The organism is Lacisediminihabitans profunda, assembly GCF_008040105.1.
In the GTDB taxonomy this organism is placed as follows: domain Bacteria; phylum Actinomycetota; class Actinomycetes; order Actinomycetales; family Microbacteriaceae; genus Lacisediminihabitans; species Lacisediminihabitans profunda.
In genome coordinates this window covers 233,349-249,963 of the sequence record NZ_VRMG01000003.1, presented here as the reverse complement: position 1 = coordinate 249,963, position 16,615 = coordinate 233,349, and the positions used below count along the sequence as shown (strand labels likewise).

Sequence of the window (16,615 nt, the reverse complement as noted above, 5' to 3'; positions counted from 1 at the left end):
CTCTCCTGGGGGTTCCTGGCCGGAGCTGCTCGTCCCCGGCGCGACTCTCAATTCTAAATGGTGCCCGGGGCAAGGGCTGGCCATGTGACGCCGCGGTACGTTGCGGCTAGTTCTCCACGAGGCGTCGGCCCTCGAAGGCCCGGCCCAGGGTGACCTCGTCGGCGTACTCGAGATCGCCCCCGACCGGCAGCCCGGAGGCGAGCCGGGTGACCCGCAGGTCGAGGTGCATGAGCATTCGCGACAGGTAGGTGGCCGTCGCTTCGCCCTCGAGGTTGGGGTCGGTCGCGATGATCACCTCGGTGACGGTGCCGTCCGCGAGTCGCTGCATGAGCTGGCGGATGCGGAGGTCGTCGGGTCCGATGCCGTCGATGGGGCTGATGGCGCCGCCGAGCACCTGGTAGAGGCCCTTGAACTCGCGGGTGCGCTCGATGGCCACGACATCCTTCGCCTCCTCGACGACGCAGATCGTCGCCGCGGAGCGTCGGGGGTCACGGCAGATGTTGCACAGTTCCTGCTCGGTGACGTTGCCACAGACGTCGCAGAATCGCACCTTCTCCTTCACGGTCATGAGCACCTCGGCGAGGTGGGTGACGTCGAAGGTCTCGGTCTGCAGGATGTGGAACGCGATGCGCTGGGCGGACTTCGGCCCGATTCCGGGCAGGCGGCCGAGCTCGTCGATCAGTTCCTGGACTATGCCGTCGTACACGCTAGAAGTCCCTCGCCTGCGGGGTCACCCGAGGGGTGACGGCCTGTTCCTCGATGAAGCTCGCGCCGAGGATTTCGCGCACCACGGACTCGCCGTAACGCTGCTTGCCGTCCGTGGTCGCGACCACGGGCCGCTTCTTCGGCGGCTCGGGCTCCGCCACCGGTTCGGCCTTCTTCACCGGAGCGGCGACGATCTTCGGGGCCGGCGGCACGGGCTTCGTCTCCGGCTCGGAGTCGGTGACGACGGCCGTGTACCAGGTGGTGCCGGAGGCGGGCTCGATGTCCGGCTCGGTCGGCTCCGGGGCCTCCCGCGCCTCGACCGGTGCGGCGCGCGAGGTCTCGACCTTCGCGATGAACTTCACGCGGATGCCGAGGACGTCGAAGATGCCCTTCTTGAGGTAGTCCGCGATTCCCTCGCCGGGCGCCGACTGCTGCTTGAGCGCCTCGACGTCGTTCTGGCTAGGGAAGGACAGGGTGAGCACGTTGTCCGCGCGCAGCTCGAGCGGCTTGGCCGTGTAGACGACCATCCAGGCGGTGAGCTTGGCCTTCTGCACGGACTCGAGGATCTCGGGCCACGCGTCGCGCACGTGCTGGAGGGTCACCGGGGCGGCGACCGCGGACTCGGCGGCGGGCTCCGGCGCGACCGGGACCTCGGCCGGGGCGGGAGCCGACACCGCGACCGGCGGCGTCTCGGCGACCGGCGGCTTCTCCACGATCACCGGCTTGTCGGCGACCGCCGGCTTCTCCACGGCGACCACTGGCTTGTCGATGACCGTCGGCTTCTCCACGACGACGGGCGCCTCCGCGACGGGGGGCCGTTGCGCGATGGGGGGCGCGGGCGCGGTGGTCGGCGGCGCGACGTTCTGCCGCGGCTCGGCCGGGGGCGCATCCTGTTGAACGCCGATGCGACGCTCGAGACGCTCGACCCGGGCCAGGGCTCCGCGTTCCGAGTCGTCACTCGAGGGGATGAGCACGCGCGCGATCATCAGCTCGAGGTGCAGCCGGGGCGAGGTCGCGCCGGTCATCTCGGTGAGGGCGGCGTTGGCGACATCCGCTGCCCGGCTGAGCTCGGCCGTGCCGAAGCGGGAGGCCTGGGCCGACATGCGGTCCAGTTCGTCTTGCTGGATGCCCCGGAGCACAGCGGCGACGCCGTCGGCCCCCGAGCCGCCGGAGAAGGCGCTCACGACGATGAGGTCGCGCAGTCGCTCGAGCAGGTCCTCGACGAAGCGGCGGGGGTCCTGCCCGGTCTGGATCACGCGGTCCACGGCGGCGAACGCCCCGGCGGCATCCCGGGCGCCGAGCGCGTCGACGACCTCGGAGAGCAGCGCTCCGTGTGTGTAGCCGAGCAGTGCGACGGCCCGCTCGTAGAGCACCGATGAGCCCTCGGAACCCGCGATGAGCTGGTCGAGCAGCGACAGCGTGTCGCGCACCGAGCCGCCGCCCGCCCGCACCACGAGTGGCAGCACGCCGGGTTCGACCTCCACCTTCTCGCTCTCGGAGAGCTGCTGCACGTACTCGAGCATCTGCGCCGGAGGAACGAGGCGGAACGGGTAGTGGTGGGTGCGCGAGCGGATCGTGCCGATGACCTTCTCGGGCTCGGTCGTCGCGAAGATGAACTTGACGTGCTCCGGCGGCTCCTCCACGATCTTGAGCAGCGCGTTGAAGCCCTGCGGCGTCACCATGTGCGCCTCGTCGAGGATGAAGATCTTGTACCGGTCGCGGGCCGGGGCGAAGACCGCCCGCTCGCGCAGGTCGCGGGCGTCGTCGACGCCGTTGTGGCTCGCGGCGTCGATCTCCACGACATCCATCGATCCGCCGCCGTCGCGGCTCAGTTCGATGCAGCTCGGGCAGACACCGCACGGGGTGTCGGTCGGGCCCTCGACGCAGTTGAGGCAGCGGGCGAGGATGCGGGCCGAGGTGGTCTTGCCGCAGCCGCGCGGGCCGCTGAAGAGGTAGGCGTGATTCACGCGATCGTTCCTGAGCGCGGTGCGCAGCGGATCGGTCACCTGGGACTGGCCGATCAGTTCGGCGAACGTTTCCGGACGGTACCGGCGATACAGGGCTGTGACCACTGATCAAGACTACCGGGAGCCACCGACCGGGGACTCAGCGGTAGTCCCCCTAGGCTCTTTCCGTCAAGTAATTCACAGACGGGAAGAAAAACGATGCAGAATCGCTCCGACGAGCTCATTCACCTGCGCGCGGCGGGTGTCTCGCTCGTCATGGACGCGACCGGCACGGTGCCCCGGGTGATCCATTGGGGAGGCGATCTCGGCCCGCTCGACGACGCCGGGCTCGAGGGAATTCGCCTCACCGCCTCCACCGCGCAGCTCAACAACGCCCCGGACGAGCCACGGGTCTTCTCGATCTGGCCCACCGAGTTCGAGGGCTGGTCGGGCACCCAGGCCCTCGGCGGCCACCTGGCCGGCACGGCCACCACGCCCCGACCGGTGCTGAGCCACACCAGGCTCGACGCGCAGGACGACGGCGGCGCGGTCACCTTCACGCTCGCCGACGCCGAGACCGGCCTCGACATCGACGTGGAGTACCGCCTCACCCCCGACGGCGTGCTGGAGGTGCAGTCGACGGTGACCCGGCCCGCCGCACCCGACGGCGTCTATGACCTCGCCTCCCTCAGCACCATGATGCCGGTCCCGTCCCGCGCCACCGAGATCGCGGACTTCACCGGCAAGTGGGCCCGCGAACGCTCGCCCCAACGGCTCCCGGTGCGGGATGGCGCGCACTCCCGCGAGGTGCGCCGAGGCAAGCCCGGTGTCGACTCGCCCTACCTGCTCATGGTCGGCACGCCGGCGTTCGGCTTCCGCCGGGGCGAGGTCTGGGCCATGCACGTGGCGTACAGCGGCGATCAACGCTGGTTCGTCGAACGCCTGCCCGAGGGCGCCGGCGCGCACTCGTCGGTGATCGGTGGGGGCGAGCTCCTGCGCGCGGGCGAGGTGCGGCTGCGCCCGGGAGAGTCATATGCCTCTCCGCGCATGCTCTTCGTCTGGTCGTCCGACGGCATGGATGGCGTGGCCGACCGGCTGCACGCCCGGCTGCGGAGGCGCGCCCAGCATCCTTCGTCGCCCCGCCCCCTCGTGCTCAACACTTGGGAGGCCGTGTACTTCGACCACCGGCTCGACCGCCTGGCCGAGCTCGTCGACCGGGCCGCGGCGATCGGCATCGAACGCGTCGTCCTCGACGACGGCTGGTTCGCCGGCCGCCGGGACGACTCCGCCGGGCTCGGCGACTGGACGGTCGATGACGACGTCTGGCCGCTCGGGCTGCGTCCCCTCGTCGACCGCATCCGCGACCGCGGGATGCAGTTCGGCCTGTGGTTCGAGCCCGAGATGACCAACCTGGACTCCGAGCTGGCCAGGACTCACCCCGACTGGCTGCTGGCGCCATCCAGCGGGGTCGGGCTCTCCTCCCGCCACCAGTACGTGGTCAACATCGCGCATCCCGAGGCGTGGGCCTACCTGCTCGAGCGGATCGATGCCCTGGTCACCGAGTACTCGATCGACTTCCTCAAGTGGGATCACAACCGTGACCTCAACGAGGCAGTTTCACGGACCGGGGGCGGCGACCGGCCGGGCGTGCGAGCCCAGACGATCGCCCTGTACGCCCTCATCGACGAGCTCAAGGCGCGTCATCCCGGGCTCGAGATCGAGACCTGCGCGTCGGGAGGCGGGCGCATCGACCTCGGAGTCCTCGAACGCACGGATCGGGTCTGGGCCTCGGACTGCAACGATCCGGTCGAGCGCCAGTCGATCCAGCAGTGGACCTCCCTCCTCCTCCCGCCCGAACTGATCGGGTCGCACGTGGGGGCACCGCGCTCCCACACGACCGGTCGGGTGGCCGACGCGCCGTTCCGTCTTGCGACGACCCTCTTCGCGCACGCCGGCGTCGAGTGGGACCTCACCGAGTGCACCGAGGACGAGCTCGAGACGCTGCGCGCCTGGTCGGCGCTCTACCGGGAGTTCCGGCCCCTCATCCACCACGGCCGCACCGTGCACGCCGACCTCGCCCACGAGGCGACCCTGCTGCACGGGAGCGTCGCCGTCGACGGTTCGCGCGCGCTCTACTGCTGGGCGCGGCTCGCCACCTCAGCGCCCGGTCAGTCCGGCCGGGTGCCGCTGCCGGGCCTCGACCCGGCGCGTGGCTACCGCATCCGTGTGCGGGAGGACCTCGGCCGGGCCTCACTGCACCAGGGCGGCGGGCCCGCGTGGTTCGACGCCGCCCGCGCCGGATGGGTCGATCTTCCGGGTTCCGTTCTCGCCGCCGCCGGGCTGCCGATGCCCACGCTCAACCCGGCGCAGGCGATCCTGTTCGAGGTCGACGAGGTGCGCTGACCGCCCGCAGGCACGTAGCGTATGGCCATGCGCATCGTCATCGCGGGAGGCCACGGCAGCATCGCCCTGCTCCTCTCCAGCCAGCTCGCCACCCTCGGCCACAATCCGGTCGGCCTCATCCGCAATGCGGCGCACGCCGCCGACGTGCGGGCCACGGGGGCGGAGCCCGTGGTGCTCGACCTCGAGCACAGCGACGTGCCCACCCTCGCCCTCGCCCTGGCCGGCGCGGACGCCGTCGTGTTCGCGGCCGGCGCCGGACCGGGCAGCAGCGCCGAGCGCAAGCTGACCGTCGACCGGGACGGCGCCATCCTGCTCGCGGACGCCGCGCTCGAGGCGGGGGTGCCCCGCATCGTCGTGGTCTCATCGATCGGCGCCGATGGGTTCGACCCCGAATCCGACGACGTGTTCCAGGTCTACCTTCGCGCGAAGAGCGAGGCGGATGCCGCGGTGCGGGCACGGGACCTCGACTGGACGATCGTGCGGCCGGGCGCCCTCACCGACGACGGCCCGACCGGTCTGGTGACGGTGGGCGAGTCCGTGGACCGCGGGAGCATCCCACGGGCGGATGTCGCGGCGGTCGTCACCCGACTGCTGCTCGACGGGTCGGCGATGCGCCGCCAGTTCGAGGTCACCTCGGGCGGCACGCCGATCTCCGCAGCCCTCGCGTCGCTCTAGGGAGCGTCGGACCGCTCGGGTCGCCCTCTCGAAATACCTCTCGCGACTGATGCCGTCGTGGCGCCGGCCGGCCTAGTGTTCGTGGCATGAGACGTGTACTTCCGTGGCTCGCCGGGGCGGTCGTCCTGACCGCCCTCTTCGGTTCGCTCTACATCGCCCTGCAGCAGGGGGAGCGCCTCGGGGCGGATGACGCCCCGGCGCGGCTCGCGAGTCAGGTGGCGAGCGAGTTGCGCGGCGGTTACCGGTCCGCGCTCTCCCCGCGCACGGTCGACCTGTCGTCGAGCCTCGCCGCCTTCGTCATCGTCTACGACTCCGGCGACCGGCCCGTCTCCGGCAACGGCGAACTCGACGGGCGGCTGGCATCCGTGCCCCGCGGGGTCCTCGACGACACGCGACGCGACCGATCAGTGCACCACGTGACCTGGCAGCCCGGGCCCGGACTTCGATTCTCGACCGTCGAGGTCGCGGTCGGCCAGCGCGTCGTGCTGGCCGGCCAGTCGCTCGCCCCCACCGAGGCCCGCATCGACTCGCTCGGCCTCCTCATCGCCGCCGGCTGGGCCGGCACGATGGTGCTCGGGGCCGCCTTCTGGCTGCTGTGGTGGCTCTTCGGCCGCTGGGAGCCGGTCGGCCGCTCGGTGCCCTGACCGGCCGCGTCGATCACGCGACCTCCGGACTCACGTTTCTCCGGAGGTTGCGTTTCTCCGGAGGTTGCGGCGCGAAATGCCCGATTGGGCCCGAAAACGGGCCGATTGTGCCGCGCGGACGCGAAACCTCCGGAGAAACGCGAACCCGGAGAAACGCGAGTCCGGAGAAACGCGAGTCGGAGATACGCGAATTCGGAGGCGGGCGGGGGCTAGGCGATCGCCGCGACGCACTGCCGAGCGATCTCGAGCTCCTCGTTGGTAGGGATCACGAGCACCGCCACCGGGGCGCCGTCCGGAGAAATGTACCTGGCCTTCCGGGAGGCTAGCTCGTTGCGATCCACGTCCACGGCGATCCCGAGGAACTCGAGACCGGCGAGCGTGCGACGGCGCAGCAGCGCGTTGTTCTCCCCGACCCCGGCCGTGAAGACGAGCGCGTCGAGGCCGCCCAGATGCGCGATGTAGGCGCCGATATAGCGCCGGATGCGGTGCCGGTAGACGGCGAGCGCTCCCTCCGCGACCTCGTCGCCGCGAGACGCCGCCTCCTGCACGTCGCGCATGTCGCCATTGCCGGTGAGGCCGAGGAGCCCGCTCTGGCGGTTGAGCATCGTGTCGAGCTCGTCGAAGTCGAGGCCGGCCTGCCGGTGCAGGTGGATGAGCACCGCCGCGTCGATGTCGCCAGACCTGGTGCCCATCACCAGCCCCTCGAGGGGGGTCATTCCCATGCTCGTCTCCACGGAGACTCCCCCGTCGATCGCCGAGACGGATGCCCCGTTGCCGAGGTGCAGAACGATCGTCTTGAGGTCGGTCAGCGGTCGGCCGAGGAAGCGCGCGGTCTCCTGCGACACGTACTTGTGGGAGGTGCCGTGGAATCCGTAGCGCCGCACGCCGTGCCTCTCGGCGAGTTCCCTGTCGATGGCGTAGGTGTAGGCGGCGGGGGGCAGCGTCTGGTGGAACGCGGTGTCGAAGACCGCGACGTGCGGCACCGTCGGCAGGGCGTGCCTGGCCGCCCGGATGCCGAGCAGATTCGCCGGGTTATGCAGCGGCGCGAGCGCAGACAGCTCGGCGATCTCCGCCTCCACCTCGTCGGTGACGATCGCCGCGGCGCTGAACAGCGACCCGCCGTGCACGACGCGATGACCGACCGCGGTGATCTCGTGGCCGGTTCCGAGCGTCTCGAGCACCCGCCGCATCCCGGCCTCATGGTCCGGGATGCCCGAACCGGGCTCGCCCACCCGCTCGAGGATGCCACTGAGCACCGCCTCCTCGGTCTCGAGGTCCACGAGCTGGTACTTAATGGACGACGAGCCCGAGTTGACCACGAAGATCTGCGTCACCGGGCTACCGTCCCCGCCTTGGCTGCCTCCGTCGTGCTGGCCTCCGCCTTGATCGTTTGGGCCTGGATGGCCGTGATCGCCACCGTGTTGACGATGTCCTGCACGAGCGCGCCGCGGGACAGGTCGTTCACCGGCTTGCGCAGGCCCTGCAGCACCGGCCCGATCGCCACGGCCCCCGCGCTGCGCTGCACCGCCTTGTAGGTGTTGTTGCCGGTGTTGAGGTCGGGGAAGATAAACACCGTCGCACGGCCGGCCACCTCGGAGCCCGGCATCTTGCTCGTGCCGACCGAGGCATCCACCGCGGCGTCGTACTGGATGGGTCCGTCGACAGCGAGGTCCGGGCGGCGGGAGCGCACAAGCTCGGTCGCCGCGCGCACCTTCTCCACGTCCGCGCCGGCCCCCGACTCGCCCGTGGAGTAGGAGAGCATGGCGATCCGCTGTTCGATTCCGAACTGGGCGGCCGTCGCGGCGGAGGAGATCGCGATGTCGGCGAGTTGTTCGGCGTTCGGGTCCGGGTTGATCGCGCAATCGCCGTAGATGAGCACGCGATCCGCGAGGCACATCAGGAACACGCTCGAGACCACCGAGACGCCGGGGTTGGTCTTGATGATCTCGAAGGCCGGGCGGATGGTGTGCGCCGTCGTGTGCGCGGCCCCGGACACCATGCCGTCGGCGAGTCCCAGGTGCACCATCATCGTGCCGAAGTAGGAGACGTCGGTGACGGTGTCGCGGGCCACCTCGATGGTCATCCCCTTGTGGGCGCGCAGCCGGGTGTACTCCTCGGCGAAACGCTCGCGCAACTCGGGGTCGAGCGGGCTCAGGATGTCCGCCTTGGCGATGTCAGTGCCGAGCTCCGTCGCGCGCGCCCGCACCTCGCTCTCCACCCCGAGGATCGTGAGCCTGGCGACTCCCCGGCGCAGCAGCGTGCTCGCCGCGCGCAGGATCCGGTCGTCGTCGCCCTCCGGCAGCACGATGTGCTGCGGGCTCGACCTCGCCCGGTCGAGCAGGTCGTACTCGAACATCAGCGGAGTCACGACGTCGGAACGGCTCACGTCGAGCATCCGCAGCAGCACCTCCGAGTCGACGTGCTCCTCGAAGAGCGCGAGGGCGGTGTCGTACTTGCGCTGGGAGTCCACCGCGAACCGGCCGCGGGTCTGGGTGATGCGCAGGGCCGTGTCATAGGTGCCCAGGCCGTTGCGGATGATCGGCAGCGAGTTGTCGAAGCCGTCGATGAGCAACTCGATCTGCGGCAACAGGTCGAAACCACCGTTGAGAATGATGCCGGCGAGCGACGGGAAGGTGCCGGCCGAGTGCGCCATGAGCATCGCGAGGATGACGTCGGACCGGTCGCCGGCGACCACCACGACTCCGCCCTCGATCAGCCGGGTGAGCACGTTCTCCATCGACATCCCGGCGACGACGACGCCGAGCACTTCGCGGCCGAGGAGCTCCGGGTCGCCCTTGATCAGGGTGCCTTCCGTTGCCTCCATGAGCGAGGTGAGGGTGGGCGCGATCATGAACTTGTTCTCGGGGATCGCCCACGCCACGAGGCCCGGTTCGGTGCCGGTGATGGCCTTGGCGATCTCGTCCAGCGCCGCCGGGTCCGCGCGGTTGACCACGACGCCGAGCACCTTCGCGTGGGCGCTGTCCAGCTCCTGGCGGGCGACGGTGAAGACCTGGCGCATCTCATCCGGAGTCCGGTTGCCGACATCGTCCGTCTGCTGGCCGCCGAGCACGAGAAGCACCGGTGCGCCGAGGTTGGCGGCGATCCGTGCGTTGAAGCCGAGTTCGGTCGGACTGCCGACGTCGGTGTAGTCGGAGCCGAGGATCACCACTGCGTTGCACTGGCGCTCCACCGCCTTGTAGCGGGAGACGATCTCGCTGAGAGCAGCCTCCGGGTCGTTGTGCACGTCCTCGTAGCTCACGCCGACGCACTCGTCGTAGTCGAGATCCACGCCGTCGTGGGCGAGCAGCATCTCGAGCACGTAGTCGCGTTCGCTGCTCGACCGGGCCACGGGGCGGAACACGCCGACGCGGTCGGTCTCGTGACTCAGGGTGTCGAGGATGCCGAGCGCGACAGTCGACTTGCCAGCGTGTCCTTCGACGGAGGTGATGTAGATGCTTCGAGCCACGACCTCAGCCTAGGCCGCGGCGCCGAATCCCGCGCCGTTCGTCCGTCCGCTCTCTCGACTCGCACCCGTTTCTCCGCGCTCACGCGTTTCTCCGCGCACACCCGTTTCTCCGGAGCTTCCGGCTCCCGCACACCCGTTTCTCCGCGCATACGCGTTTCTCCGCGCATGCGCGTTTCTCCGGAGCTTCCGGCTCCGCGCGTGCCCCTCCGCCCGCAATTCCGCCCCACGTCCCCGGCCGATGGCCGAAACCTCCGGAGAAACGCGTGGCCCACGGGTGTCCGGGCAAAGAAAAGACCCCTCGCGCACCCGCCAGAGCCCGGTTACCCTTGCTACGTTTCCGTCCTGGGGGAGTTGGCCTGGATGGCGCCACGCGAGGAGCCTCGAGTAGTTTAGCGCGAGATCCGTCTCAGCGAGAAAGCAGGGGTGGATGCTCGCGGGCGCGGTTTCGTCGTCGGCCGCCGGAACATCCCGTAAGATTCATGATGGCCGTTCCCGAACTCGTCGGATCGGCCCGCCAGGAGAATTCGCCTAGTGGCCTATGGCGCACGCTTGGAAAGCGTGTTGGGTGCAAGCCCTCGGGGGTTCGAATCCCCCATTCTCCGCCAAACCACCCCACCCACGGGTGCCAGCACAGCCGGAGTCACACGGTCCCGGTGACGGCAGGAAAGTACCGGTAATCCCCTTAGACCGACCTGTTCGCCAACGATGCTTTTGTACGTATGATTAGCGAACAATTATCGGGGGAATTCCGTCGGCGGCAACGCTTGGTGCCCAGTCCCCGTCTCGCCGCATTGACGTGGCCGCATCCTCGGGGAGAACAGTGACTACGGAAACGCGTGCGCTTGAACTCCGCGTGCGAGTGCGCCCGAAGTCCGGAATCGTGCGCAGCGGACTCCTGATCCTGTTGATCGTGCCCCTCCCGATCTTCGGCTCCCTCGCGCTGCTCAGCGCCCAAAACGGGCCATGGCCCTTCGCGGCGTTCGGCGAAGCCCTCTGCCTGCTGCTCTGCTGGCTCGGCCTTGCGCTCTACCGGCGCGTCTTCATCGGAGTCACGTCGAAGTCGATCGAGGAACGGGGATTGCTGGGGCGCCACACCTCGCATCGAACGGCGGACGTCGCCACCATCGTGCTCGCCCATACCTTCGGCGCCTCGTCGGCCGACACCCTCCCGCAGTTGATCGTGAGGGATCGGGCCGGCACCCGGATGCTGCGGATGCGCGGCCTCTACTGGACCGAGGAATCCATGCTCGCTGTGGCGAACGCCATCGGTGAGGAAGTGCAGGTGGTGAAGGAGCCGATGACCAGCGCGGAGTTCTTCGCCCGGTATCCCGGCTCCGCCTACTGGTTCGAGAACCGACGGGGACTGGCCATCGCGGCTCTTGCCGCTGCCCTCCTGGTCTGCGTGGGCGTCGTCCTGGGTCTGATGCAGCTGCTCGGCCTCCCGATCGACTCGTAGCCCGCCGACTCGGCGGTCGGCTAGCGGCGCCGCAGCGTGCCGAAGATCCCTCTCACGACGGCGGTCATCACGGACTTGCCGGCTGAGGAGTCGAGGAAGTCCTCCACCGGGTTCGTCTCCGCGCGCTGGGCCGGTCGTCGCGTGCTCGCCCGCGGGGCCGCCGGCTGCGACTTCTTGGCCTGTCGCAGCAACCGCTCGTATTCGGCCTGCTGGGCCTTCGCCGCCTGAGCCTGTTCTTCCGCGGACTCCGCCGCCGCGGCGGCCACAGCCGCGGCCTCGAGCTTGCGCCCCAGAATCTCCCTCGCCGACTCGTTGTCGATTGCGGCGCCGTACTTCGTCAGCAGCGAGGATGCGGCGACGGCCGCGTCGATGCGCTCCGGCGGCGTGGGCGACATCGAGCCCTGCGGCGCGCGCAGCCGGGTCCACGCGACCGGCGTCGGGGCGCCCTTCTCGTTCATCACCGTGACGATCGCCTCGCCGGTCGCGAGCTGGGTGAGCACCCCGCCGAGTTCGTATTCGGATGTCGGGTAGGTGGACACCGTCGCCTTGAGGGCGCGGGCGTCATCCGGGGTGAAGGCGCGCAACTGGTGCTGCACGCGCGAACCGAGCTGGGCGAGCACGTCGCCCGGAACGTCCTTGGGGGTCTGGGTGACGAACACGATTCCCACCCCCTTGGACCGGATGAGTCGCACCGTCTGGGTGATCGAATCCAGGAAGTCCTTCGACGCATTCTTGAAGAGCAGGTGCGCCTCGTCGAAGAAGAAGACCAGCTTGGGCTTGTCGACGTCGCCGACCTCAGGCAGGTCGTTGAAGAGGTCGGCGAGCAACCACATGAGAAACGTGGAGTAGAGCTCGGGCTTGTCCTGAACGCCGGGGACCTCGAGCAGGCTGATGATGCCGCGCCCGTCCGCGTGCGTGCGAAGGAAGTCGGCCGTGTCGATCTCCGGTTCGCCGAAGAACACGTCGGCGCCCTGGTCGGCGAAGGTGACCAGCTCGCGAAGGATCACGCCGACCGTGGCCGCCGAAAGCCCGCCGAGTTCCTTGAGCTGCACCTTGCCGTCGTCGGTGGTGAGGTAGCTGAGCACGGCGCGCAGATCGCTGAGGTCGACGAGCGGCAGTCCGGCCTTCGACGCGTAGTGGAAGACGAGTCCGAGCGAGGACTCCTGCGTGTTGTTGAGGCCAAGCACCTTCGACAACAGCAGCGGCCCGAAACCGGAGACCGTCGCGCGCACCGGGACGCCGCGCCCCACCCCGCCGAGGGCGAAGTACTCAGTGGGGAAGGATGCCGCGACCCACGGTTGCCCGATGCCCTTCGTGCGCTCGTCGAGCTTCGCGCTCTCGGCGCCCGGCGTCGCGACACCGGACAGGTCGCCCTTGATGTCGGCGGCGAAGACCGGAACGCCGGCCGCGGAGAGCTGCTCGGCAAGCACCTGGAGGGTGCGGGTCTTGCCCGTGCCGGTGGCGCCGGCGACGAGTCCGTGCCGATTGAGCATCGCGACCGGAATGCGCACCTGCACTCCGGGCAGGGCGTCCCCGTTGACGAGGGCGCCGATCTCGAGCACCTCGCCGGTGAACGCATACCCCGCGCGGATCGTCTCGACTCCCGCGTCACTCAGCGGTCCGCGAGTCGCCGTCGCCTGGGGCGTCGGCGACGGGGTCGGCCGACTCGCGGCGGCCTCCGCCGCGGCCTGCTGGGCGGCCTGCTCGGCGGCGGCCTGCTGGGCGGCTTCCTCGGCAGCGAGGGCGGCTTCCGCCTCCTGGAGGGCCCGCTTGGCGGCTTCGACCTGGGCAGCAGCATCCGACATGTGGCCAGCCTAGTTCGAGGCGACGTGCCGGTCACGCGACCGGTGGCGCGCCCTCCCTCTCACCCGACGCCGCCCGCGCACTCGCCGCGTTGCCCGCCGGCCCCGCCCGCGAGCCAGCCAGCCAGCCCGCCTGCCCGCCTGCCGCCCACTCCACCTCGACTCATCCGTCAGTAGGTGCTCGCTGAAACCGCCCAGCGAGCACTTACTGACGGATTAGCGGGATGGCGGGGACGAAATGGCGGGGGCCGGGACAGCAGGGCCGGATGGCGGAACAGTGCGGCGGAGCGCCGGCGAGACCGAGCCCCGAATCGGATCAGCCGCGGAGCAGCGTCTCGACCGGGCGCATCGCCCACGCGGCGACGAGCTCGGCGCGCACAGTGACCCCGCTGCCGGCACCGGTCGGCACGTCGAGTGTGCCGTCCCGCAGAACGAACGGCTCGGTGAGGTCCTCGGCGAAGTAGCGGTCAGAGGCCGAAGTGTCCCCCGGCAGGGTGAAGCCGGGCAGCGCCGCGAGGGCCACGTTGGCGGCGCGGCCGATGCCGGTCTCGAGCATCCCGCCACACCAGACCGCAACATTCCGCTCCAGGCAGGCGTCGTGCAACCGAACGGCCTCGAGATAGCCGCCGACGCGCCCGGCCTTGATGTTGATGATGCTGGTCGCCCGGCGCTCTATCGCGTCGATCGCGACCTCCGTGGTCACGATCGACTCGTCGAGGCACACCGGCGTAGAGATTGCCGCCGCGAGCGCGACGTGCGACCGGATGTCCTCCTCGACGAACGGCTGCTCGATGAGCAGGAGGTCGAACGCGTCGAGTTCGCGCAGGTGGTCGAGATCGTCGAGGGTGTACGCGGTGTTCGCATCGACCTGGAGCAGGGCGCCCGGCTCGAGCAACTCCCGCACGGCCGCGACCGGCTCGAGGTCCCAGCCCGGCTTGATCTTGAGTTTGATGCGCCGGTAGCCCTGGTCGACATAGCCGGAGACCTCATCGAGCAACTGCGCGATCGACGGCGCGATGCCCACGGAGACGCCGCAGTCCACCGAGGCCCGCACGGCGCCGAAGTAGGATCCGAAGCTCCGCCCGGCCGCTCGCAGCTGCGCGTCGAGCAGCGCCGTCTCGATGGCGGCCTTCGCCATCCGATGCCCGACGACGAAGGAGAAGAGGCCGGCGGCCGACTCGGCGGTCACGTCCCCCGCCGCCAGAACGGCAGGCGCGAGATAGTGGCGGATCACGTCCTCGCAGCCGGAGACGAACTCACTCGAATAGAACGGGTCGACCATGGCGACGCATTCGCCCCAGCCGTCGCCGACATCAGTGCGTACGCGCACCAGCAGCACCACCCGGCCCGTCTGACGGCCGAACGACGTCTCGAACGGGCGCACGAGCGGAATCGCGAGCCTGTGCAGTTCGACCGCATCGACTCTCATGTCGCGGGCGTGCGGTCCTCGAGCCCCCAGGGCTGACCGTAGCCGCCCTCAGACTCCGACCGGGCCATCAGGTCGAGGAAGAGTTCGGCGTCGAATGCCTCGGGGCCGAGGACTCCGCGCCCGCTCCAGGCGCCGGTGGAGAGCAGTTCGAGCGCGATCACCGGGTTGAGGGCCGTCTGCCAGACCACGCACTGGCACTCGTACTCGGCCATTGTCCACTCGTTGTCGGCCACGTGATAGAGGTAGACCTCCCGGCGGGCGCCGTCCGGGCCCAGCCCGGTCACCCACAACCCGGCGCAGGTCTTGCCGGTCATCCGCGGGCCGAGGGTGGCCGGATCGGGGAGCCCCGCAGCGACGACGTCTCGAGGCGCGACTTCGACTGGTCCGTTCGCCGACCGTACTCGGAGCGGCTGGGTCTTGTCGAGGCCGAGTTGGTGCAGCGTCTTGAGGATGCCGATGAACTCGTTTCCGAGACCGTACTTGAACGTCGCGCGCTTGGCATCCACCCAGCGCGGCATGAGCAGCACCTCCTCGTGCTCCACGTTGACGCACTCGACCGGGCCGATTCCCGCCGGGAAGTCGAAGATCTCCGGCTCGCTGAACGGCTCCGTCGTGTACCAGCCCTTGTCCTTCTCCCAGATCACTGGCGGGTTGAGGCACTCCTCGATCGTGGTCCAGATGCTGAAGGATGGCGCGAAGATCTCGTTGCCGACCTCGTCGCGCACGACCAGGTTCGCCCCGTCGCGCACGCCAAGTTCGTCGATCTCGCTGAAGAGGTGGTCGGCCGCGTAGCGCGCGAAGACGTCGCTGAGCCCGGGCTCGACGCCCATGCCCACGAGGGCGAGCCGCCCCGCGGTCTCCCAGTCCGGCGCCTGGGCGAACTGGTCGTCGCCGAGCTTGACCCCGGTCTGGTGGTGCGGATCCGTGGGGTGCGGCTCGGAGAGGCTCATGGCCATGTCGAGGTAGTCGGCACCGGCGGCGAGGGCCCCGGCGAAAATGGTCGGCACGAACTTGGGCTCGACCGCGTTCATCACGTGAGTGATGCCGTGGTCACGCGCGACCGTCTCGACGTTGTCCGGATCTGAGGCATCGATGCGGGCCGCGACGAAACGGCCGTTCTCGAGGCCAGGGATGCCCGGGCCGCTCGCGGTGCTCGCCTCGATCCACTCCACGGTGCGCTCCGCGCGGGCGAGGTCGTAGTCACTCACAACGAAGAGTTCGAAGAAGGTTCGGCGAGCCGCGATCTTGGCAATGGCATCGCCGACGCCGCCGGCGCCAACCAGGAGGATTCTCATGACAGCAGGCTAGCGCGTGCGCACGAAAGAGCTCGCGGAGGGAGTCCCGCCTCCCGTCGGGACGCGGAGTCAGGTGGTGCGCGCGCGCCGAGCCGCCGCGCGGGTGGTCTGCTCCAGTCGCAGCCGATAGGCGAGCGGGGCCCAGATGATCACCGCCACCGCCGCGCCGAGCACGAGTCCGCCGACGGTATCGCTCAGCCAGTGCGCCCCGAGATAGGTGCGCGAGACGAGCATCGCGAGGGTGTACACGATGCCGGCGATCCATACCCATGCCCGCACGAGCATGATGCCGAGCACCACCGCCATGGTCGCCGCGTTGGCGACGTGGCCGGAGGGGAACGAGCCGAGATCGGAGGTGACCAGGATGTCCGTGGGGCGCGGACGCCCGTAGACATACTTCAGCAGCTGGACGATCCCGGCGCTCACGATCGTCGCCGACGCGAAATACAGCGCGGCCCACGGCCTCCTGAGCACGAGGAAGGTGACGGTGATCAGCACCGGGATGACGAGGGCGCCGAGCACTCCGCCGCCCACGTTGTTCATCACGAGGGCCGGCACGGTCCAGAACGGACTGCGGTGCTCGAGAATCTCGCCCATCCAGGCGAGATCGAACGAGAACGGCAGGTTCTTGTCGCGGTAGGCGATGATCGCGCCGAGCCCGGCGACGAGAAGCACCGCGGCGGCGCCGCTGTAGAGCGGCCAGCGCCGCGCGATCCGGGCCGCCCCCTGCTTGCGTTCGGCCTCGGTCGCACGTGCCTCGCGTTCGGAGTCGGGTTCCTGCCTCATCTCCCCTA

Annotated in this window: 12 protein-coding genes, 1 tRNA gene and 1 other RNA gene; 5 read left to right on the top strand and 9 right to left on the bottom strand. The window is 69.8% G+C overall.

Features of this window, described 5'->3' with window-relative positions:
• Positions 1–106: 106 nt before the first annotated feature.
• Complete coding sequence (gene recR, locus FVP33_RS02410) at positions 107–706, bottom strand: recombination mediator RecR (RefSeq protein WP_147782023.1); 600 nt, start codon at positions 704–706, stop codon at positions 107–109.
• Between the two features lies 1 nt (position 707).
• Complete coding sequence (locus FVP33_RS02405; RefSeq protein WP_147782022.1) at positions 708–2,777, bottom strand: DNA polymerase III subunit gamma and tau; 2,070 nt, start codon at positions 2,775–2,777, stop codon at positions 708–710.
• Between the two features lie 93 nt (positions 2,778–2,870).
• Between FVP33_RS02405 and FVP33_RS02400 the strand changes: the two genes are divergently transcribed.
• The 3 genes from FVP33_RS02400 to FVP33_RS02390 all read left to right on the top strand — a co-directional run bounded on the left by FVP33_RS02400 (position 2,871) and on the right by FVP33_RS02390 (position 6,373).
• Positions 2,871–5,054 (top strand): alpha-galactosidase, encoded by a 2,184-nt coding sequence (locus tag FVP33_RS02400; RefSeq protein WP_147782021.1) that lies wholly within the window; start codon positions 2,871–2,873, stop codon positions 5,052–5,054.
• Between the two features lie 27 nt (positions 5,055–5,081).
• Complete coding sequence (locus FVP33_RS02395) at positions 5,082–5,729, top strand: SDR family oxidoreductase (RefSeq protein ID WP_147782020.1); 648 nt, start codon at positions 5,082–5,084, stop codon at positions 5,727–5,729.
• An 86-nt stretch (positions 5,730–5,815) separates the two neighbouring features.
• Complete coding sequence (locus FVP33_RS02390) at positions 5,816–6,373, top strand: hypothetical protein (protein WP_147782019.1); 558 nt, start codon at positions 5,816–5,818, stop codon at positions 6,371–6,373.
• Positions 6,374–6,582: 209 nt separating this feature from the next.
• Here FVP33_RS02390 and FVP33_RS02385 read toward each other — a convergent pair whose 3' ends face one another.
• From FVP33_RS02385 to ffs, 3 genes are all read right to left on the bottom strand, one after another.
• A complete protein-coding gene (locus tag FVP33_RS02385; protein ID WP_147782018.1) occupies positions 6,583–7,707 on the bottom strand; it encodes an acetate/propionate family kinase in 1,125 nt (374 codons plus the stop codon).
• Positions 7,704–9,839 carry a phosphate acetyltransferase gene (gene pta / locus FVP33_RS02380; RefSeq protein ID WP_147782017.1) on the bottom strand — a complete coding sequence of 712 codons (2,136 nt, stop codon included), beginning with the start codon at positions 9,837–9,839 and terminating at the stop codon, positions 7,704–7,706. The genes FVP33_RS02385 and pta overlap by 4 nt, the downstream gene beginning before the upstream one ends.
• 286 nt (positions 9,840–10,125) lie before the next feature.
• An RNA gene (ffs, locus tag FVP33_RS02375) (signal recognition particle sRNA small type) lies at positions 10,126–10,222 on the bottom strand.
• Positions 10,223–10,356: 134 nt separating this feature from the next.
• Here ffs and FVP33_RS02370 point away from each other — a divergent pair.
• Positions 10,357–10,444, top strand: a tRNA-Ser gene (locus FVP33_RS02370).
• Positions 10,445–10,659: 215 nt separating this feature from the next.
• The gene (locus tag FVP33_RS02365; protein WP_147782016.1) at positions 10,660–11,295 is read left to right on the top strand and encodes a hypothetical protein; all 636 of its coding nucleotides are present in this window, start codon (positions 10,660–10,662) and stop codon (positions 11,293–11,295) included.
• 20 nt (positions 11,296–11,315) lie between these two features.
• On the opposite strand, the gene FVP33_RS02360 is transcribed toward FVP33_RS02365, so the two are convergent.
• From FVP33_RS02360 to FVP33_RS02345, 4 genes are all read right to left on the bottom strand, one after another.
• Complete coding sequence (locus FVP33_RS02360; RefSeq protein WP_147782015.1) at positions 11,316–13,100, bottom strand: helicase HerA-like domain-containing protein; 1,785 nt, start codon at positions 13,098–13,100, stop codon at positions 11,316–11,318.
• Between the two features lie 313 nt (positions 13,101–13,413).
• Positions 13,414–14,526 carry an o-succinylbenzoate synthase gene (gene menC, locus FVP33_RS02355; RefSeq protein ID WP_147782014.1) on the bottom strand — a complete coding sequence of 371 codons (1,113 nt, stop codon included), beginning with the start codon at positions 14,524–14,526 and terminating at the stop codon, positions 13,414–13,416.
• Entirely contained in the window at positions 14,523–15,821 is a 1,299-nt protein-coding gene (locus FVP33_RS02350) for a saccharopine dehydrogenase family protein (protein ID WP_147782013.1), read from the bottom strand. The genes menC and FVP33_RS02350 overlap by 4 nt, the downstream gene beginning before the upstream one ends.
• 69 nt (positions 15,822–15,890) lie before the next feature.
• Complete coding sequence (locus tag FVP33_RS02345; protein WP_147782012.1) at positions 15,891–16,607, bottom strand: phosphatase PAP2 family protein; 717 nt, start codon at positions 16,605–16,607, stop codon at positions 15,891–15,893.
• Between the last annotated feature and the right edge of the window lie 8 nt (positions 16,608–16,615).